The organism is Catellatospora sp. NPDC049133 (assembly GCF_040648455.1).
Lineage (GTDB): Bacteria > Actinomycetota > Actinomycetes > Mycobacteriales > Micromonosporaceae > Catellatospora > Catellatospora aurea.
The window spans coordinates 33137-53658 of sequence record NZ_JBEZDT010000037.1; the positions used below are offsets into that span (position 1 = coordinate 33137).

The 20522-nt window shown below is 72.5% G+C and carries 17 protein-coding genes; all 17 read right to left on the minus strand.

Annotated elements, in window-relative coordinates:
* Positions 1-133: 133 nt before the first annotated feature.
* Positions 134-1591: a transcription antitermination factor NusB gene (locus tag AB0B35_RS33115; RefSeq protein WP_361053095.1), complete on the minus strand. Its 1458-nt coding sequence runs from the start codon at positions 1589-1591 to the stop codon at positions 134-136.
* A complete protein-coding gene (gene fmt, locus AB0B35_RS33120; protein ID WP_361053097.1) occupies positions 1588-2514 on the minus strand; it encodes a methionyl-tRNA formyltransferase in 927 nt (308 codons plus the stop codon). The genes AB0B35_RS33115 and fmt overlap by 4 nt, the downstream gene beginning before the upstream one ends.
* Positions 2515-2517: 3 nt before the next feature.
* Positions 2518-3075, minus strand: a complete 558-nt coding sequence (gene def / locus AB0B35_RS33125) for a peptide deformylase (RefSeq protein ID WP_360538621.1) — start codon at positions 3073-3075, stop codon at positions 2518-2520.
* A 160-nt stretch (positions 3076-3235) separates the two neighbouring features.
* On the minus strand, positions 3236-5137 hold the full coding sequence (locus AB0B35_RS33130) for a primosomal protein N' (protein ID WP_361053213.1): 1902 nt from the start codon (positions 5135-5137) through the stop codon (positions 3236-3238).
* Positions 5138-5378: 241 nt separating this feature from the next.
* On the minus strand, positions 5379-6569 hold the full coding sequence (gene metK, locus AB0B35_RS33135) for a methionine adenosyltransferase (RefSeq protein ID WP_155370367.1): 1191 nt from the start codon (positions 6567-6569) through the stop codon (positions 5379-5381).
* Between the two features lie 133 nt (positions 6570-6702).
* Positions 6703-7896, minus strand: a complete 1194-nt coding sequence (gene coaBC / locus AB0B35_RS33140) for a bifunctional phosphopantothenoylcysteine decarboxylase/phosphopantothenate--cysteine ligase CoaBC (protein WP_361053100.1) — start codon at positions 7894-7896, stop codon at positions 6703-6705.
* Between the two features lie 10 nt (positions 7897-7906).
* The gene (rpoZ, locus tag AB0B35_RS33145; RefSeq protein ID WP_203689990.1) at positions 7907-8173 is read right to left on the minus strand and encodes a DNA-directed RNA polymerase subunit omega; all 267 of its coding nucleotides are present in this window, start codon (positions 8171-8173) and stop codon (positions 7907-7909) included.
* A 34-nt stretch (positions 8174-8207) separates the two neighbouring features.
* Positions 8208-8822, minus strand: coding sequence for a guanylate kinase (gmk, locus tag AB0B35_RS33150; RefSeq protein WP_361053103.1), 615 nt, complete (start codon positions 8820-8822; stop codon positions 8208-8210).
* 390 nt (positions 8823-9212) lie between these two features.
* Entirely contained in the window at positions 9213-9527 is a 315-nt protein-coding gene (gene mihF / locus AB0B35_RS33155) for an integration host factor, actinobacterial type (protein WP_120320109.1), read from the minus strand.
* 212 nt (positions 9528-9739) lie between these two features.
* Positions 9740-10585: an orotidine-5'-phosphate decarboxylase gene (gene pyrF / locus AB0B35_RS33160; RefSeq protein ID WP_361053106.1), complete on the minus strand. Its 846-nt coding sequence runs from the start codon at positions 10583-10585 to the stop codon at positions 9740-9742.
* Between the two features lie 73 nt (positions 10586-10658).
* Positions 10659-11918, minus strand: a complete 1260-nt coding sequence (locus AB0B35_RS33165) for an adenosylmethionine--8-amino-7-oxononanoate transaminase (protein ID WP_361053216.1) — start codon at positions 11916-11918, stop codon at positions 10659-10661.
* A 74-nt stretch (positions 11919-11992) separates the two neighbouring features.
* Entirely contained in the window at positions 11993-13105 is a 1113-nt protein-coding gene (locus AB0B35_RS33170) for a quinone-dependent dihydroorotate dehydrogenase (protein WP_361053109.1), read from the minus strand.
* Positions 13102-16464, minus strand: a complete 3363-nt coding sequence (gene carB / locus AB0B35_RS33175) for a carbamoyl-phosphate synthase large subunit (RefSeq protein ID WP_361053112.1) — start codon at positions 16462-16464, stop codon at positions 13102-13104. The genes AB0B35_RS33170 and carB overlap by 4 nt, the downstream gene beginning before the upstream one ends.
* A gap of 1 nt (position 16465) precedes the next feature.
* A complete protein-coding gene (carA, locus tag AB0B35_RS33180; RefSeq protein ID WP_361053115.1) occupies positions 16466-17605 on the minus strand; it encodes a glutamine-hydrolyzing carbamoyl-phosphate synthase small subunit in 1140 nt (379 codons plus the stop codon).
* Positions 17602-18879: a dihydroorotase gene (locus AB0B35_RS33185; RefSeq protein ID WP_361053219.1), complete on the minus strand. Its 1278-nt coding sequence runs from the start codon at positions 18877-18879 to the stop codon at positions 17602-17604. The genes carA and AB0B35_RS33185 overlap by 4 nt, the downstream gene beginning before the upstream one ends.
* A gap of 44 nt (positions 18880-18923) precedes the next feature.
* Entirely contained in the window at positions 18924-19832 is a 909-nt protein-coding gene (locus AB0B35_RS33190; protein ID WP_361053118.1) for an aspartate carbamoyltransferase catalytic subunit, read from the minus strand.
* A complete protein-coding gene (gene pyrR, locus AB0B35_RS33195) occupies positions 19829-20416 on the minus strand; it encodes a bifunctional pyr operon transcriptional regulator/uracil phosphoribosyltransferase PyrR (RefSeq protein WP_361053121.1) in 588 nt (195 codons plus the stop codon). Before pyrR ends, AB0B35_RS33190 begins: the two co-directional genes overlap by 4 nt.
* Positions 20417-20522: the final 106 nt, after the last annotated feature.

Sequence of the window (20522 nt, forward strand, 5' to 3'; positions counted from 1 at the left end):
CCCTCCCGCCGTCACACGACGGGAGGGGCTTCTCAGGCGTTCGGCCGTTGCGGCGGCGGGCTCTGCGCCCCTGCCGCCGACCGGGTCCGGCCGCGGCCCTCGGGGTCTCGCCGCGGCAGGGCCGGGGCGAGGCTCAGGACTTGCGGCGCAGCAGGGCCAGGAACATCGCGTCGGTGCCGTGCCGATGCGGCCACAGCTGCACCGTCGGCCCGTCGCCCAGGCCGGGCATACCAGCGGGCAGCGACTGGCGGGCGTCCACGAACTCGACGTCCATTCCGGAGCGGCGCACGGCCTCGGTCACGCTGACCTGCGTCTCCACCAGGTGCGGCGAGCAGGTCACGTACGCCACCAGCCCGCCGGGGCGCACCGCCCGCAGGGCTGCGGCGACCAGCTCGCGCTGCAGCTTGGTCAGCGGCGGCAGGTCCGAGGGCTGGCGCCGCCAGCGCGACTCCGGCCGCCGCCGCAGCGAGCCAAGGCCGGTGCACGGCGCGTCGACGAGCACCCGGTCGAAGCCGCCCTCGGGCAGGTCCCGGTCGGAGCCGACGCTGCGCCCGTCGGTGCAGACCACCGTGGCGGGCAGGCCGCGCACCGCGTTGGCGACCATGTTCGCCCGGTGCTCGGTGACCTCGACCGCGGTCAGGTGCGCGCCGCGCTGGGCGGCCAGCGCGGCCAGCAGGCCCGCCTTGCCGCCGGGGCCCGCGCACAGGTCGAGCCAGCGCTCGTCGGAGCCCTCCAGCGGGGCCTCGATCAGCGCGCTCGCGACGAGCTGGCTGCCCTCGTCCTGCACGTGCGCCCGGCCGGTCTTGATCTCGACCAGCTCACCGGGCGAGCCGCCGCCGAGGTAGACCGCGTACGGGGAGAACGCGCCGGGCTGCCCGCCGACGGCGTCGGCCAGCTCGACCGCGTCGGCACGGCCGGGCCGCGCGCACAGGTGCACCTCGGGCCGGTCGTTGTCGGCGCTGAGCAACTGGGCGGTCTCGGCGAGGTCGCCGCCGAGCGCCTCCCGGAACGCCCGCACGATCCACTCCGGATGGTTCTCGACCACCGCGAGGTGGCCGACCGGGTCGTCCTGTTCGGACGGCGCCACCTGGGCCAGCCAGGTGTCCAGGTCGCGCTCGGCGATGCGGCGCATGACCGCGTTGGCGAAGCCGGCCGCGCCGGGCGCGACCGAGTGCACCAGGTCGACCGTGGAGGCGACGGCGGCGTGCGAGGGCACGCGGGTGTGCAGCACCTGATACGCCCCCAGGCGCAGCGCGTCGCGGGCCGGCGGGTCGATGCGCGAGATGTCGCGGTCCGCCGCCACGGCGATGATCTTGTCGAGGGTGCCCCGGGCGCGCAGCGTGCCGTAGGTCAGCTCGGTGGCGAACGCCGCGTCCCGCCCGAACAGGCCGGCCTCGCGCAGCAGCCCCGGCAGCACCAGGTTCGCGTACGCGTCGTCGCGGTGCACCGCCAGCAGCGCCTGGTACGCCGTCATCCGGGACGGGTCGTGGGCGGGCCGCCCCGCCCGTGGCCCGCGCCCGCCCCGGGCGTCGCGGTCGTGCTGGCGCGGCTTGGCCGCACCGGAGCTGCTGCCCCCGCGGAACGATGTCACGAGAAGCTGTCCTCACCCTCGACACGGACCCCGCGGGCCCAGTCCACCGCCGACATGGGCTTCTTGCCCGCGGCACGTACCTCGCCCAGCTCCACCGGGCTCGTCGCGGTGCCGACCAGCACCCGGCGCTTCTCCACCAGCAGGTCGCCGGGCTTGAGCGCGGGGCCGTCGGCCACCGGCAGCACCGGGCCGAGCTTGACCCGCTCACCGCGGAACGTCGTCCACGCGCCGGGCCCCGGCGTGGTGGCGCGCACCCGCCGGTCCACCGCGAACGCCGGCTCGTCCCAGCGCACCTCGGCATCCTCGACGGTGATCTTCGGAGCCAGGGTGATGCCGTCGGCCGGCTGCGCCACGGCCCGCGCCGCGCCCGCGCCGATCGCGTCGAGCACCGTCACCAGCAGCCCCGCGCCGTCCACGGCGAGGCGCTCCAGCAGGTCGCCGGACGTGTCGCGGGGACGGATCGTCTCGGTCAGCGTGCCGAACACCGGCCCGGTGTCCAGGCCCGCCTCCAACTGGAACACCGACGCGCCGGTGAACTCGTCGCCGTGCCAGACCGAGTGCTGCACCGGGGCCGCGCCGCGCCACGCGGGCAGCAGCGAGAAGTGCAGGTTCACCCAGCCGTGTACGGGGATCTCCAGCGCCACCGGGGGCACCAGCGCGCCGTACGCGACGACCGGCACGCAGTCGGGTGCCAGCTCGCGCAGCCGGTCCAGGAACTCGGGCTCACGGGGCCGGGCCGGGGTGAGCACCTCGATGCCGCGCTCGTCGGCCCAGGCGGCCACGTGCGAGCGCACCATCCGCCGCCCGCGGCCCGAGGGCGCGTCGGGGCGGGTGACCACGGCCAGCAGCTCGTGGCCGGACTTCTCGATGGCGTCCAGGGAGGGCAGCGCCACCTCGGGCGTGCCGGCGAAGACCAGGCGCACGGGTTACCTCCCCAGACCGAACGGGCTCGGCGCGGCGTGCGGGGAGACCTTCACGACCGTCCGGCTGGGGTCGTACCAGTCGGCGCGGCGGATGTCGCGCAGCGCGGTCTTGCGCGCCTGCGCGTCCAGCCGCTCGATGAAGATGACGCCGTCGAGGTGGTCGGTCTCGTGCTGGATGCAGCGCGACATCAGGCCGGTGCCGACGATCTGCAGCGCGTCGCCGGACTCGTTGAAGCCCTTGGCGATGACGTTCTTGCGGCGTTTGGTGTCGTAGTACAGCCCCGGCACGGACAGGCAGCCCTCGTCGCCGTCCATCTCCTCCTCGTCGGGGAAGTGCAGCACCGGGTTGATCAGGTGCCCGACGACGTCGTCCACGTCGAAGCTGAACACCCGCAGCCCGACACCGATCTGCGGCGCGGCCAGTCCCACGCCTCCGGCGTCGCGCATGGTCTCGGTCAGGTCGCGCACGAGCCCGCGCAGTTCCTTGTCGAAGGTGACCACCTCGTCGGCGGGGGTGCGCAGCACCGGATCCCCGAAGAGTCGGATGGGCTGGACGGTCACAGGGGTCGTCTCCTCGAGTACGAAGGGCAGTGCTGATCAGTCTACGGAGTGGCCCGTGCCTGCCTGCACGATCGGTCGCGCGGCGGGGCGTTTGTCCGCTTATCGACGCCGCACATCACACCACACGCCGATCGCACGGATGCCGCAGCCGAGTGGCGGGTCAGAGTTCGTGCGGGTCCAGCTGGATGCGGACGGGGTGGGGGGCCTTGCGCAGGCTGCGCACGCCGGCCGCGTCGTGCAGGGCCTTGGCCAGGGCCAGGCCGCCCGCGCGACCGGTGCGCAGCAGCATCCGCTCCTCGTCGTCGCCGACCGGCAGCGGGCCCAGCACCTGCACGCCGTCGGGCAGCCTGGCCAGGTCCAGCAGGTCGTTGACCGCGTCCGCCTGACCGGTCAGCGTGGCCATCCGGGCCGCGGGCGGGAAGCCCAGCTCCCGGCGCTCCCCCAGCTCCCGCTCGGCCAGCCAGGCCGGGTCCCAGCGCACCAGCGCCTGCACCGTGGCCAGGCCGCTGTCGGCCACCACGACCACCTTGCCGCCCCGGCCACCCGGGCGGGCCAGCGCCGCCGCGTTGAACCAGCGCCGGGCCGCCTCCTCGGTGGCCCGCAGGTCGGCCCGGGTCAGCAGCGCCCAGGCGTCCAGCAGCAGCACCGCGCCGTAGCCGCCCTCGGCGACCGGCTCCGCGCCCGGCGTGGCCAGCACCAGGGCCGCCTCTGCGGGCACCGAGGCCAGCACCGCCTCCCGCCCCGAGGTGCGCACCGGCACGCCGGGCAGCGCCCGGCCCAGCTCCTCGGCGGTACGCCGCACGCCGGTCACCGCGGCCCGCAGCCGCCGGCCGCCGCACGCCGGGCAGGTCCAGCCCGCGGCGGGCCGGGCACACCAGCGGCACGTGGCGACCGCGTTGGCGCTGCCCAGCGCCAGCGGACCGGCGCAGTGGACGCAGCGGGCCCGCTCCCGGCACTCCTGGCAGGACACCGCCGGCACGTACCCGCGCCGCGGCACCTGCACCAGCACCGGCGCACCCGCCGCCAGGGCGTCGCGGGCGGCCAGCCAGGCGGCGCTCGGCAGTCGGGCCGAAGCGGCGGCCGGATCACGGGCCAGCTGGTTGTCGTCGGCCGGCTGCACCACCGGCGCGTACCGCCGCAGCTGGTCACGGTTGGCGGCGATCTCCTTCGCCCAGCCGGTGGCCAGCAGCAGCTGCGCCTCGGCGGTCCGGGCGAACCCGCCCACCAGCACCGCCGCGTCCTGCTGCTGGGCGCGGGTGAGCAGCACCTGCCGCGCGTGGGGGTACGGCGAGCGCGGCTCGGCGTGCAGGTCGTCGCCGTCGTCCCAGATCGCCACCAGGCCCAGGTCCGCCACCGGGGCGAACGCGGCCGCCCGGGTGCCGACGACCGCCGCGACCTGGCCGCGCCGGGCCCGCAGGAACCGCCGGTAGCGCTCGGTGGGCCCCAGCGCCGCGGCCAGCGCCACGTGCCGGTCCGGCCCCAACAGGGCGGTCAGCGCGGTGTCCAGGCGCTCCAGGTCGCGGGCGTCGGCCACCACGACCACCGCGCCCCGGCCCGCGTGCAGGGTCGCGGCGACGGCCTCGGCGATCCGGTCCGGCCACTGCTCGCCGGGCAGCGCCGACCACACCGCCCGTGGTGCGCGCCCCGCGCCCAGTGCCCGCAGGAACGCCTCCCCCGCCGGATACCGCTGCCAGCCCTCGTGCGGCGGCTCCGGGACCCGGCCCGTCGGGGCGGCCGGGACCGGTTCAGCCTCGACCTTCGCCTGCCGGGGCGGCACCGCCAGGCGCAGCACGTCGGCGAGGCTGCCCGCGTACCGGTCGGCGACCTCGCGGGCCGCGCGCAGCACCTGCGGGTCGAGCACCGGCTCCGCCGAGACGACCTTCTCCAGCCAGGACAGGCGGCCCTCGTGGGAGGTGTCCTCGACGCGGTCGAGCAGCCAGCCGTCGACGAGCTGGCCGCTGAAGCGCACCTTCACCCGGGTGCCGGGCCACGCCGTGACGTCGAGGTCGGCGGGGACGCGGTAGTCGAACGTGCGGTCGAGATGCGGCAGGGGCACATCCACGCACACCCGCGCGACGGGCAGGCGCTCGGCCGGCTCACGATCACGTTTCGGGCGGGGAGTCACCAGAAAGTCTTAGCAGACCCGTCCGACGCCCGGACCCGCGCTCGCCCCGCCGACGGCGGACGTCGTCCTGGCCGGCCGGCAGCGGCACCAACCGCCACACCCGCCAGAGTTAGGAAGGGCACCTTCCACAACGCATAGCGTTAAGAAGGTGCCCTTCCTTTGCGTGGGGCCGGGTGGGTCAGCTGACGGCGGACTTGAGGTCGGCGACGCGGTCGGTGCGCTCCCAGGTCAGGTCCGGCAGCTCGCGGCCGAAGTGGCCGTACGCGGCGGTCTGCTGGTAGATCGGGCGCAGCAGGTCCAGGTCCCGGATGATCGCGGCCGGACGCAGGTCGAAGACCTCGCCGATCGCCCGCTCGATCCGCTCCACCGACACCGTCTCGGTCCCGAAGGTCTCCACGAACAGGCTCACCGGCTTGGCCTTGCCGATGGCGTACGCCACCTGGACCTCGCAGCGCTCGGCCAGCCCGGCCGCGACGACGTTCTTGGCCACCCAGCGCATCGCGTACGCCGCCGAGCGGTCGACCTTCGACGGGTCCTTGCCGGAGAACGCACCGCCGCCGTGGCGGGCGTAGCCGCCGTACGTGTCGACGATGATCTTGCGGCCGGTCAGGCCCGCGTCGCCCATCGGGCCGCCGATCTCGAAGCGGCCGGTCGGGTTGACCAGCAGCCGGTAGCCCTCGGTGTCCAGGCCCAGGCCGTCGAGCTCGGGCGCGATGACGTGCTCGCGCACGTCCGGCGTGAGCAGCGACTCCAGCGAGATGTCCGGCGCGTGCTGCGACGAGACCACCACGGTGTTGAGCCGGACCGGCTTGAAGCCGTCGTACTCGATGGTGACCTGGGTCTTGCCGTCGGGGCGCAGGTAAGGAATCGCGCCGTCCTTGCGGGCCGCGGTGAGGCGGCGGGCCAGCCGGTGCGCGAGCGCGATCGGCAGCGGCATCAGCTCCGGCGTCTCCGAGCAGGCGAAGCCGAACATCATGCCCTGGTCGCCCGCGCCCTGCGCGTCGAGGGAGTCGGCGCCCTCGCCGGAGCGCTGCTCCAGCGCGCTGTCGACGCCCTGCGCGATGTCGGGCGACTGCGAGCCGATCGACACGCTCACGCCGCAGGAAGCGCCGTCGAAGCCCTTCTTGGAGGAGTCGTAGCCGATGCCGAGGATCGTGTCGCGCACGATGGTCGGGATGTCGGCGTACGCCTGGGTGGTGACCTCGCCGGCGACGTGCACCTGACCGGTGGTGATCAGCGTCTCGACGGCGACGCGGCTGCGCGGGTCCCGGGCGAGCAGCGCGTCCAGGATGCCGTCGCTGATCTGGTCAGCGATCTTGTCCGGGTGACCCTCGGTGACCGACTCCGAGGTGAACAGGCGACGTGCCACTCGATTTCTCCAATACAGCGCTTGATGACGATGGATGGACCGTAAGGCCATCGGCGTCCTGGCGAAAGTCTAGTTCCCTACAACGCCGCAAGGGCGCAAGCCCTGCCCGAGAGTCCGCAGGACGGGACGGCGGTCACAGCAGGGCGACGACCTGATCCCAGACCGCGTCGGCGAGATCGTCCTTGCTCCGCGAGGGCAGTTCGCGCTGCGAACCGTCCGCGCCGAGCACGACCGCCTCGTTGTGGTCGGCCCCGAAGACCAAGCCCTGGCCGACCTCGTTGACCACGATCAGGTCGGCGCGCTTGCGCACCAGCTTGCCGCGGGCGTGCTCCAGCGCGTCGTGGGTCTCGGCGGCGAAGGCCACCAGCACCTGGCCGGGCCGCTTGTTCGCCCCCAGTTCGGCCGCGATGTCCGGGTTCAGGGCCAGCTCGATGACCGGGGCCGCGCCGTCGTCGGTCTTCTTGATCTTCTGGTCGGCGTACGCCGCCGGGCGGAAGTCGGCCGGGGCGGCGGCCATGATCACGGCGTCGGCCTCCTTGGCCGCGCCGACCACGGCGTCGCGCAGCTCGGCCGTGGTGCCGACCCGGATCAGGTCCGCTCCGGCGGGCGCGGGCAGCGACACGTTGGCGGCGACGAGCGTCACCCGGGCGCCCCGGGCGATCGCGGTGCGCGCGAAGGCGTACCCCTGCTTGCCGGAAGATCTGTTGCCCAGGAAACGCACCGGGTCGAGCGGCTCACGGGTGCCGCCGGCGGTGACCACGACGTGGCGGCCGGCCAGGTCGGCCCGCGGGTCCACGCCGCGGGCCAGCACCCGGAGCGCGACCTCGAAGATCTGCGCCGGGTCGGGCAGCCGGCCCTTGCCGGTGTCCTTGCCGGTGAGCCGGCCGACGGCGGGCTCGATGACCAGCGCGCCGCGGCGGCGCAGCGTCGCGACGTTGTCGGCGGTTGCCGGGTGCTCCCACATCTCGGTGTGCATGGCCGGGGCGAACACCACCGGGCACCGTGCGGTGAGCAGGGTGTTGGTGAGCAGGTCGTCGGCCATGCCGTGGGCGGCCTTGGCCAGCAGGTCGGCCGTCGCGGGCACGACGAGCACCAGGTCGGCGCTCTGCCCGAGCTTGACGTGCGGCACCTGCGGCACGTCCGCCCACACCTCGGTGGCGGCCGGCTGGCCGGACAGCGCCTCCCAGGTCGGCGCGCCGACGAAGCGCAGCGCGGAGGCGGTGGGCACGACGCGCACCGAGTGACCGGACTCGGTGAGCAGGCGCAGCAGCTCGCAGGCCTTGTAGGCGGCGATGCCGCCGCCTACACCCAGGACGACGCGAGCCATGTCGGGAGGCTCAGGCCTCGTTGGTCGGTTCGGCGGTGAGCAGCCCGGCGTTGATCTCCCGCATGGAGATGGACAGCGCCTTCTCCTGCGGGGTGGTCTCCACCAGCGGGCCGACGTACTCCAGCAGGCCCTCGCCGAGCTGGCTGTAGTAGGCGTTGATCTGCCGGGCACGCTTGGCCGCGAAGATCACCAGCGAGTACTTCGACGAGGTCTTGTCGAGCAGCTCGTCGATGGGCGGGTTGGTGATGCCTTCGGGTTGGGCGACGGTTCCAGCCACGTTCCAGTCCTTGTCTCAGAGAGTGTGCCGGGCGCTAAACGCGCGGGCGTGCGGCAGCGAGCGCCGGCGAACCGAGTAATCCTACCAACTCGTCTGCGGCGCGCTCGAGGTAGTCGTTCACGACAGTCACGTCGAACTCGGACTCCGCGGCCAGTTCCTCGTCGGCGTGGGCCAGGCGGCGGCGGATGGTCTCCGGGCTCTCGGTGCCCCGGCCGATGAGCCGGCGGCGCAGCTCCTCCCGGCTGGGCGGGGCGAGGAAGACGAGCTGGGCGTCCGGCCAGGTCTCGCGGACCTGGCGGGCGCCCTGCAGGTCGATCTTCAGCAGGGCGGGGATGCCGGCGGAGATCCGGCCCTCGACCGCCGCGCGCGGCGTGCCGTAGAGGTTGCCGGCGAACTCGGCCCACTCCAGCAGCATGCCGGTGTCGGCCAGGCGCTCGAACTCGGTGCGGTTGACGAACGTGTAGTGCTTGCCGTCGATCTCGTAGTCGCGCTTCTTGCGGGTGGTGACCGAGACGGACAGCCATACCCAGGGCGAACGCTTGCGGATGACCTCGATGACGGCATCCTTGCCGACACCGGAGGGACCGGAGAGCACGGTAAGGCGGGCGGGCGCGGCCGCTCTGGCGGCGAGCGGTACGTCGTCTTCCATTCTCAAGTTCTACCCAATCGCGGAGCGGAGGTGGGAGCCGGGCCCCTGTTTGAGCAGTACGTCACCAAGTCTTAACAGGGGGTTCCGGCCCGGATGGGGCCTTCCTGCCCGCATAAACGAACCAGCGGCGCTGCCGTTTCGACAGCGCCGCCGGGCGACGATCTGCGCAACGTCCCGCTCACCCGATGGTGTGAGTGTCACTCACGCCGAAGTGGCAGGTCGTTGCGGTGGGCAGGCGGTGGAGCCTCGGCACACCGCTGCCCGTTCACCGCGGACGGGGCGTCCGCCCGCGGCGCGGAACGTGGCGTGCACCGTGGCGCGCCGCTATGAGCGGCGGCGCGCCGGGACACGCGTTGTTCCGGGGTCTTTCCGCTGACGAGGTTCGTCGGCTCAGGCCGCGAACTCGGCCAGCAGCGCCTTACGCTGCTGGTCGCCCAGCCCGCGCAGGCGGCGGGAGTCGGCGATCTTCAGCTTCTCCATGATCTGCGTGGCCCGGATCTTGCCGATGCCGGGGAGCGCCTGCAGCACGGCCGAAACCTTGAGCTTGCCGACGACATCGTCGCCCTCGGCGCGGTCAAGCACGGCGGCCAGGGTGGTCTTGCCCTGCTTGAGCTGCTCCTTGAGCTCAGCCCGAGCCTTGCGGACCTCCGCGGCCTTCTCCAGCGCGGCAGCGCGCTGCTCTGGGGTCAGTGACGGGAGCGGCACCAGTTCTCCTCAGGTCCTCTTGGTCACGCCGACGGGATCGCCGGCGTGTGGTGCGTCGGGTTCCCCACCGGACTCGGTGGCTAACCTTCGGCACCCGTTGCTGGTGAAAACCCGCGTGACTGGTGGGCCACGCGAGCAGATCAGCCCAGCGCGGGGAAACCTAGCGGTCGACGGCGTTTTCGGCAACGTCACCGCGCATGATCACGGAAAGGTCACGACCGGCCCGGACGTCCCAATGCGTCCCGGCAGGCATCGAGAGTCCGAGATGCCGCCTCCCGCAGCGCGTGCACGTCGGGGCCCGCGCCGAGCACTTCGCGCGACGACGACGGCAGCACCGCGCCGAGGTTCCCGGCGAAGATCCGGCGAAGATCGTCGGCCGTTCCGCCCTGCGCGCCGAGGCCCGGAACGAGGAACGGGCCGTTCACCTGGGAGAGGTCGTGACCGGTTTCGCCGATGGTCGCTCCGACCACGAGTCCGAGGCTGCCGAGCGGCTCCACACCCTTGTTGAGCTGGGAAATCTCGTCGATGATCGCCTGCGCGACGGTACGGCCGTCGATACCCCGAGCGTGCTGCACGGCCGGACCCTCCGGGTTGGACGTGAGAGCCAGAACGAAGACGCCCCCGCCGTGCTCAGCCGCCATGTCGAACATCGGCGCGAGCGATCCGAGTCCCAGGAACGGACTCGCGGTGATCGCATCGACATACATAGGCCTCGATGGGTTCAGATACGCGTCGGCGTACGCGGCGGCCGTCGAACCGATGTCGCCCCGCTTGACGTCGAGGAGCACAAGGGTTCCGGCCTGCCTAAACTGTCGGATAGTTGACTCAAGAATCTCCACCCCGCGGGACCCGAATCGCTCGAAAAACGCCGACTGCGGTTTGACGACGGCGACCCGACCGGCCAGCGCGTCGACCGTGATCCGGCAGAACGCCGCCACTCCGTCGGCGTCGTCGGGCAGGCCCCACGCCCTCAGCAGCGAGCTGTGCGGATCGATCCCGACACACAGCGGGCCGCGCTCATCCATCGCCCGCGCCAGGCGCGCACCGAACGGCTCCATGAAATCTCCTCACTCACTTTCGGATGTGACCGTCGCAGCCGCACGGTCGCGCTCGGCGACCGCTCGGACGGGGTCACGACGAACAGGCCGCCGCGGCCGCGTACATCGCCTTGGTGATCGCCGACACATCCTCATCGGAGCTGACGAACGGCGGCATCGTGTAGATCAGGTCGCGGAACGGGCGCAGCCACACGCCGTGCTCCACCGCGGCGGCCGTGGCGGCCGCCATGTCCACGTCGTGGTCGAGCTGCACCACGCCGATCGCGCCCAGCACCCGCACGTCGGCCACACCGGGCAGCTCGCGCACCGGCGCCAGGCCGGCCCGCAGCCCCGCCTCGATCCGGCGCACCTGCGCCCGCCAGTCACCCGACAGCAGCAGCTCGATGCTGGCGTAGGCGACCGCGCAGGCCAGCGGGTTGCCCATGAACGTGGGCCCGTGCGCGAGCACCGGCACCGCGCCCTCGGAGATGCCCCGGGCCACCTCGGCGGTGCACAGCGCCGCGGCCAGTGTCAGATATCCGCCGGTCAGCGCCTTGCCGACGCACATCACGTCGGGGGTCACCCCGGCGTGGTCGGCGGCGAACAGCTCGCCGGTGCGCCCGAAGCCGGTGGCGATCTCGTCGAACACCAGCAGCACGTCGAACTCGTCGCACAGATCGCGCAGCGCGCGCAGGTAGCGCGGGTCGTGGAAGCGCATGCCGCCCGCGCCCTGCACCACCGGCTCGACGATGACCGCGGCCAGCTCGTGCGCGTACGCCGCCAGCGCCTGCTTGAGCACCGTCACATAGGACTCGTCGTACTGCGCCGGAGGCGCGTCCACGAACACCTGGCGCGGCAGCGCGCCGCCCCAGAGGGAGTGCATGCCGCCCTCGGGATCGCACACGCTCATCGGCTGCCACGTGTCACCGTGATAGCCGCCACGCCACGTCGCCAGCCGCCGCTTGGCCGGCCGGCCCCGCGACACCTGGTACTGCAGGCACATCTTGATCGCGACCTCGACGCTGACCGAGCCCGAATCGGCCAGGAACACGTGCTCCAGCCCGGCCGGGGTGATGTCGACCAGCTTCCTGGCCAGGCGCACCGCCGGTTCGTGAGTGAGCCCGCCGAACATGACGTGACTCATCCGTCCCAGCTGGTCGGTGACCGCGGCGTCGAGCACCGGGTGCCGGTAGCCGTGGATCGCCGCCCACCAGCTCGACATCCCGTCGATCAGCTCGCGCCCGTCGGCCAGCGTCAGCCTCGTGCCCTGTGCGCCGTCCACGACGAGCGGCGTCTGCCGGCCCGGCATGGGGCCGTACGGGTGCCACACGTGTGCCCGGTCCAGCTCCAGCAGCTCGTCCTGGGTGAAAGGAAGGGCACCTTCCCAACGCTCCGCGTTGTGGAAGGTGCCCTTCTTAACCTCGTCGGTCACCGGGTGGCCTCCGGGGCCCGTCGCGCGGCGGCGCGTACGAGCGCCGGGCCGTGGTAGATGAATCCGGTGTAGAGCTGCACCAGGCTCGCGCCCGCGTCGAACATGCGGGCGGTGTCGTCGGCGCTCAGAAGGCCGCCGACGCCGATGATCGGCAGGCGGCCGTTCGTCTCGCCGTGCACGAACGACACGACCTTGTGCGCCCGCTCGGTCAGCGGCGCGCCGGACAGCCCACCCGCCTGCGCCGCCGTGGCCTGGTCGGCCGGTGCGACCCCGTCCCGGCTGAGCGTGGTGTTCGTCGCGATCAGACCGGCCACGCCCCGCGCCAGGCACACTTCGAGCAGCTCGGCGATGGCGTGGTCGGTCAGATCAGGAGCGATCTTCACCAGCACGGGCTTGGCCCGCCCAGCTTCGCCGGTCGCCGCACCGCCGGGCGGCGCCGACTCCGGGGCGCCGGGAGTGCCGGGCCCGCCCGGCGCCGCGGCACGCGGCTCGATCAGGGCGGCCAGGATCGCGTCCAGCTGGTCCCGGTCCTGCAGACTGCGCAGACCCGGAGTGTTCGGCGAGGAGACGTTGACAGCGAAGTAGTCGCCATAGGACTTCAGCGCGTCGTACGACGCCCGGTAGTCCGCGACGGCCTCCTCCAGCGGAGTCACCTTGGACTTGCCCAACGAGATCCCCAACGGCACACCCAGCGGCCCCAACGCGGCCAGCCGCCCCGCGAGCGCGGCAGCCCCCTCGTTGTTGAACCCCATCCGGTTGATGATCGCCCTGCTGTCCGGCAACCGGAACAGCCGCGGCCGGTCATTACCCGGCTGCGCCAGCGCGGTCACCGTGCCGACCTCGACGAACCCGAACCCGAGCGCGGGCCACGCCTTCAGCGCGACCCCGTTCTTGTCCATCCCCGCCGCCAGCCCGACCGCGTTCGGAAACCGCACCCCGAACACGTCCACCGGCCGCTCGACCGCATAACGCCGCCTGAGCAGGCTCAGCACCGCCGGCTGCCGGGAGATCCCGGCCAGCCTCCGCAGCGTCCACTCATGCGCGTGCTCGGCGTCCCCGCCCCCGATCCGGAACAACCGGGGGCGGACCACCTTCTCGAACAGGGTCACGCGGAGAGCTCCGGGCGGATCACGGCGTGGAGGTGTTGGAGGGGGCGGACGGTCATGTCGCCGCGGATCAGGGCTTCGATGCCCATGACGGCCGCCGCGGCGCCGGGGACCGTGGTGCAGCAGGGGATGTCGGCGGCCACGGCTGCGGAGCGGATTTCGTAGCCGTCGGAACGCGCCTTGGCGCCCGAACCTTGCGGGGTGTTGATGACCATCTTGACCTCGCCGGAGGCGATGAGGCTGACGGCGTCGCGGTCGGCGTCGTCGCTGTGCTTGCCGACGACCTCGCAGACGATGCCGTGGCGCCTCAGGACCTCGCCGGTGCCGACGGTGGCGACGATCTCGAAGCCGAGGTCGGCCAGGCGCTTGACCGGGAAGATCATGCCTCGCTTGTCGCGGTTGGCGACCGAGACGAAGATCTTGCCGCTGGTCGGCAGGGTGCCGTACGCGGCGGCCTGGGACTTGGCGAACGAGTGGCCGAACGCCATGTCGATGCCCATGACCTCGCCGGTGGACTTCATCTCCGGCGACAGCAGCGTGTCGACGCCCTTGCCGGCGGGGGTGCGGAAGCGCTTGAACGGCAGCACCGCCTCCTTGACCGCGACCGGGGAGTTCTCCGGCAGCAGGCCGCCGTCACCTTCGGCGAGCAGCATGCCCTCGGCCCTCAGCTCGGCGATCGTCGCGCCGAGCATGATCCGGGCGGCGGCCTTGGCCAGCGGCACCGCGGTCGCCTTGGAGACGAACGGCACGGTACGCGAGGCGCGCGGGTTGGCCTCCAGGACGTAGAGCATGTCGTCCTTGAGGGCATACTGCACGTTGAGCAGGCCCTTCACGCCGACGCCGCGGGCGATCGCCTCGGTGTACTCGCGCACCACGTCCAGGTGGCGGCCGCCGAGCGTGATCGGCGGCAGGGCGCACGCCGAGTCGCCGGAGTGGATGCCGGCCTCCTCGATGTGCTCCATCACGCCGCCGATGTAGACGTTGCCGTCGGCGTCGCAGAGCGCGTCGACGTCGATCTCGATGGCGTCGTCGAGGAACCGGTCCACCAGCACCGGGTGCTCCGGCGAGATGTCGGTGGCCCGGCCGATGTAGTCGCGCAGCGTGGCGTCGTCGTAGACGATCTCCATGCCGCGCCCGCCGAGCACGTACGACGGTCGGACCAGCACCGGGTAGCCGACCTCGTCGGCGATGCGCTTGGCGTCCTCGTACGAGATGGCGGTGCCGTGCGCCGGGGCGCGCAGCCCGGCCTCGGCCAGGACCCGGCCGAACGCGCCGCGCTCCTCGGCGAGGTGGATCGACTCGGGGCTGGTGCCCACGATCGGCACCCCGGCGTTCTTGAGCCGCTGCGCCAGGCCCAGCGGCGTCTGCCCGCCGAGCTGCACGATGACGCCGATGACACCGGGCCCGCCCGCGGCGACACCCGAGCTGTGCTCGGCGTGCACCACTTCGAGGACGTCCTCGAAGGTCAGCGGTTCGAAGTAGAGGCGGTCGGCGGTGTCGTAGTCGGTGGAGACGGTCTCCGGGTTGCAGTTGACCATGACGGTCTCGTAGCGGCCCTGGCCATCCGCCGACGAAACGTCGCGAAGCGCCATCACGGCGTGCACGCACGAGTAGTCGAACTCGATGCCCTGGCCGATGCGGTTCGGGCCGCTGCCCAGGATCAGCACCTTGGGCCGGGCACTCGGGGCGACCTCGGTCTCCTCGTCGTAGGACGAGTAGTGGTACGGCGTGGCGGCGGCGAACTCGGCGGCGCAGGTGTCGACGGTCTTGTAGACCGGCCGCACGCCGAGGCGGTGGCGCAGGGTGCGCACCCCGTCCTCACCCGCGAACTCCGGGCGCAGCGCGGCGAGCTGGCGGTCGGACAGGCCGGCCCGCTTGGCCTTGCGCAGCAGCGCCAGGTCGACCACGGGCGCGTCGAGGATCTCGGCGCGCAGCTCGACCAGGCCGAGGATCTGGTCCACGAACCACGGGTCGATGCCGCCGGAGGCCTCGGTCACCTGGGCGACGGTCGCGCCGTGGCGCAGCGCCTCCTCCACGGCGTACAGGCGGCCGTCGTGCGGGGTGCGCAGCGCGTCGAGCGCCTCCTCGACCGAGCCGAAGCGGTCCGGCGCGGTCCAGAAGCCGCCGGCCTTGGTCTCCATCGAGCGCATCGCCTTGTTCAGCGCCTCGGGGAAGTTGCGGCCCAGGCTCATCGCCTCGCCGACCGACTTCATCGTGGTGGTCAGCTCCGGGTCGGCCCCGGGGAACTTCTCGAACGCGAAGCGCGGGATCTTCACCACGACGTAGTCGAGCGTCGGCTCGAACGCGGCCGGGGTCTTGAGCGTGATGTCGTTCGGGATCTCGTCGAGGGTGTACCCGATGGCCAGCTTCGCCGCGATCTTCGCGATCGGGAAGCCGGTGGCCTTGGACGCCAGCGCCGACGAACGCGACACCCGCGGGTTCATCTCGATGACGACGATGCGCCCGTTCTCCGGGTTGATCGCGAACTGGATGTTGCAGCCGCCGGTGTCGACGCCGACCTCGCGCAGCACGGCGATGCCCAGGTCGCGCATGTCCTGGTACTCGCGGTCGGTGAGGGTCATCGCCGGGGCGACGGTCACCGAGTCGCCGGTGTGCACGCCCATCGGGTCGATGTTCTCGATCGAGCAGATGACCACGACGTTGTCGTGCTTGTCGCGCATCAGCTCCAGCTCGTACTCCTTCCAGCCGAGCACGCTCTCCTCGATGAGCACCTCGGTCACCGGCGAGGCGGCCAGGCCGCTGCCCGCGATCAGGTCGAGCTGCTCCGGGGTGTGCGCCATGCCGGAACCCAGGCCGCCCATGGTGAACGACGGCCGGATGACGACCGGCAGGCCCAGCTCGGCGACGGTGTCGCGGACCTCGGCCATGGAGTGGCAGACCCGGCTGCGCGGCACCAGGTCACCGGTCAGCCCGAGCCGGGCGCCGGCCTTGGCGACGATGTCCTTGAACAGCTGCCGGTCCTCGCCGCGCCGGATCGCCTCGATGTCGGCGCCGATCAGCTCGACGCCGTACTTCTCCAGCACCCCGGACTCGTGCAGGGCGACCGCGGTGTTCAGCGCGGTCTGGCCGCCCAGGGTGGGCAGCAGCGCGTCGGGGCGCTCGGCCGCGATGACCTTCTCCACGAACTCGGGCGTGATCGGCTCGATGTAGGTGGCGTCGGCGAACTCGGGGTCGGTCATGATGGTCGCCGGGTTGGAGTTGACCAGGCTGACCCGCAGGCCCTCGCTGCGCAGCACCTGGCACGCCTGGGTGCCGGAGTAGTCGAACTCGCAGGCCTGGCCGATGACGATCGGCCCGGAGCCGATGACCATCACGTGCTTGAGATCGGTCCGCTTCGGCATCTCACTTGCCTCCGTTGATGAGCTGCTGACGGACCTGGCCGGGGCGTTCCACGAGCTCCACGAACCGGTCGAACAGGTAGTCGGCGTCGTGCGGCCCCGCTGCCGCCTCCGGGTGGTACTGCACGGTGAAGGCGGGCACGTCCAGCGCGCGCAGGCCCTCCACCACGTTGTCGTTCAGGCACACGTGGGACACCTCGACCCGGCCGAAACCGGTGTCGGCCACGCCGTCCAGCGGCGCGTCGACCGCGAAGCCGTGGTTGTGCGAGGTGACCTCGACCTTGCCGGTGCTGCGGTCCATCACCGGCTGGTTGATGCCGCGGTGTCCATAACCCAGCTTGTACGTGCCGAAGCCCAGCGCGCGGCCCAGGATCTGGCTGCCGAAGCAGATGCCGAACAGCGGCAGGCTCCGCTTCATGACCTCCTGCGCCAGCATCACCGCGTGGTCGGCGGTGGCCGGGTCGCCGGGGCCGGGCGAGAAGAACACCGCGTCCGCGCCGACCGACAGCAGGTCGCCGAGCGTGGAGTTCGCGGGCAGCACGTGCGTGGTCACGCCGCGCGCGGCCAGCCGCCGCGGCACGTTGCGCTTGATGCCCAGGTCCAGCGCCGCCACCGTGAAGCGGTGCTCGCCGATCGCGTCGACGGTGTACGCCTCCGGCGTCGTGACCTCGGCGGACAGGTTCGCCCCGGTCATCTGCGGCTGCTGGAGCACCCGGGCGAGCAGCGCCTGCGGGTCGCGCTCGACGCTGGACACGCCGACGCGCATCGCGCCGCGCTCGCGCAGGTGCCGGGTCAGCGCCCGGGTGTCGACGCCGCTGATGCCGACCACGCCGGAGCGGGCCAGCCGGGTGCCGAGGTCCTCGGTGGAGCGCCAGTTCGACGGCGTGCGGGCCGGGTCGCGGACCACGTAGCCGGCGACCCAGATCCGGTCGGACTCGTCGTCCTCGTCGTTCACACCCGTGTTGCCGATGTGCGGCGCGGTCTGCACCACGACCTGGCGGTGGTACGACGGATCGGTGAGGGTCTCCTGGTAGCCGGTCATGCCGGTGGTGAAGACCGCCTCGCCGAAGGTCTCGCCGACGGCCCCGTAGGACTCGCCGCGGAACGTGCGGCCGTCCTCCAGGACCAGAATTGCCTCGGTCACTTCTGCACCTTTCCGTCGAGCACCGTCGGCACACCCCGCAGGAAGGTGGCGACGATCCGGCCGGGCACGGTCATCCCGGCGTACGGCGTGTTGTGGCTGAGACTGGCCAGCCCGGTCGGGTCGACGCTCCACCGCACCGTGGGGTCGACCAGGGTCAGGTTCGCGGGCGCGCCCGCGACCAGGGCGTTGCCGTGCCCGTCCAGGCCCGCGATGCGAGCCGGGGCGTACGACATGCGCTCGGCGATGAGCGGCCAGTCCTCACCCAGCACGTCGAGGACGATCGGCAGCGCGGTCTCCAGGCCGAGCATGCCGGGGCGGGCGTACGCCCACTCGCACTCCTTGTCCTCCGCGGCGTGCGGGGCGTGGTCGGTGGCCACGATGTCGATCGTGCCGTCGCGCAGGCCCTCCCGCAGCGCCTCGACGTCGGCGTCGGTGCGCAGCGGCGGGTTCACCTTGTAGACGGGATCGTAGGACTCCGCCTTCTCGTGGGTGAGCAGCAGGTGGTGCGGTGTGACCTCGGCGGTGACGCGGACGCCCCGGGCCTTGGCCATGCGGATGATCTCGACGCTGCCCGCGGTGGACACGTGGCAGACGTGCAGGCGCGCGCCCACGTGCCCGGCCAGCAGCACGTCCCGCGCGATGATCGACTCCTCGGCGACCGCGGGCCAGCCGGTCAGCCCGAGCCGGGCGGAGACGTCGCCCTCGTGCATCTGCGCGCCCTGGGTGAGCCGGGGCTCCTCGGCGTGCTGGGCGATGACCCCGTCGAACGCCTTGACGTACTCCAGCGCCCGGCGCATCAGCCGGGGGTCGGCGACGCAGAAGCCGTCGTCGGAGAAGACCCGCACCCGCGCCGCCGAGTCGGCCATCGCGCCCAGCTCGGCCAGCCGCTCGCCGGCCAGCCCGACGGTCACCGCGCCGATCGGCTGCACGTCGACCAGCCCGGCCTCCTGACCGAGCCGGTACACCTGCTCGACCACGCCCGCGGTGTCGGCCACCGGCGAGGTGTTCGCCATCGCGCAGACGGCGGTGTAGCCGCCCAGCGCCGCGGCGCGCGAGCCGGTGTACACCGTCTCGGCGTCCTCGCGGCCCGGCTCGCGCAGGTGGGTGTGCAGGTCGACCAGGCCCGGCAGGGCGACCAGGCCGGCGGCGTCGACGACCTCGGCGCCGTCGGCGCTCAGGCCCTGGCCGATCTCGGCGATCACACCGTCGCGCAGCACCAGGTCGGTCGGCTCGCCGCCCAGCACGCGGGCGTTGCGGATCAGGATGTCGGGCACGGGCGTCCTCCGGACGGTCATCGGGCTGCTGGTGGGAGGCTGGGTCATCGCGCGCCTCCGAGCAGGAGATACAGGCAGGCCATACGGACCGACACGCCGTTGGTGACCTGCTCGACGATGGTGGAGCGGGGTGAGTCGGCCACCTCGGGGGTGATCTCCATGCCGCGGTTCATCGGACCGGGGTGCATGACGATCGCGTGCGCGGGCATCCGGCGCAGCCGGGCGCCGTCGAGGCCGTAGCGGCGGGAGTACTCCCGCGCCGAGGGGAAGTAGGAGTCGGTCATGCGCTCGCGCTGCACCCGCAGCATCATCACCACGTCGGCCTGCGGCAGCACCGCGTCGAGGTCGTAGGCGACCTGGACCGAGGCGTTGAGGTCGGTCGGCACCAGGGTCGGCGGCCCGACCAGGGTCACCTTCGCGCCCAGGGTGTTGAGCAGCAGCACGTTGGACCGGGCCACCCGGCTGTGCAGCACGTCACCGACGATCGCCACGTGCAGGCCGTCGATGCGGCCCATCCGCGAGCGCATCGTGTACGCGTCCAGCAGCGCCTGGGTCGGGTGCTCGTGGGTGCCGTCGCCGGCGTTGAGCACGCTGCCGGTGACCCAGTTGGCCAGCCGGTGCGGGGCGCCGGAGGCGGGGTGCCGGATGACGACCGCGTCGGCGCCCATGGCCTGCAGCGTCCAGGCGGTGTCCTTGAGGCTCTCGCCCTTCTCCACGCTGGAGCCCTTGGCCGAGAAGTTGATCACATCGGCGCTCAGCCGCTTGGCGGCGGCCTCGAAGGAGATCCGGGTGCGGGTGGAGTCCTCGTAGAAGAGGTTCACCACGGTGCGGCCGCGCAGCGTGGGCAGCTTCTTGATCTCGCGGCCGGAGACGCTGGCCATCTCGGTGGCGATGTCGAGGATCTCGGTCGCCGTGGCCGCGTCCAGGTCGGCCGTCGACAGCAGGTGCTTCATCGGATGCCGCCCTTCGCACCGGTGGCCAGGACCACCTCGTCGTTCCCGTCGATCTCCACCAGCTTCACTTTGACCTGCTCGGACAGGGCGGTGGGGATGTTCTTGCCGACATAGTCGGCGCGGATCGGCAGCTGCCGGTGGCCGCGGTCGACCAGCACGGCCAACTGCACGGCGGCGGGGCGGCCCAGGTCGGACAGGGCGTCGAGGGCGGCCCGGATGGTGCGGCCGGAGAAGAGCACGTCGTCGACCAGGATGACCTTGCGGCCGTCCACGCCGCCCGCGGGCTCCTCGGTGCGCCCCACCGCACGGACGGAGCTGCTGCGCAGGTCGTCGCGGTAGAGCGTGATGTCGAGGATGCCGACCGGGAGCTGCACGCCCTCGAAGGCGTGGATGCGTTCGGCGAGGCGGCGGGCGATCGGGACGCCGCGGGTGGCGATGCCCATCAGCACCACGTCGGAGGCCCCGGAGGTCTTCTCCAGGATCTGGTGCGCGATGCGGTCCAGCACGCGGGAGACGTCCGCGGCGGAGAGAACGGTCTTCGTGGGAGCCGGCCCGGCCGGCTGCTGGTGCGACTCGTCTGTCATTGGGCGCGCCAAGGCAGACCTCCTTCCCCGCCTCACCGGACGGGTCGTTAAAGGATGTCAAGGTCATGATCGTCGACCGTGGCCGGCGACCGTCTGATCAGTAAAC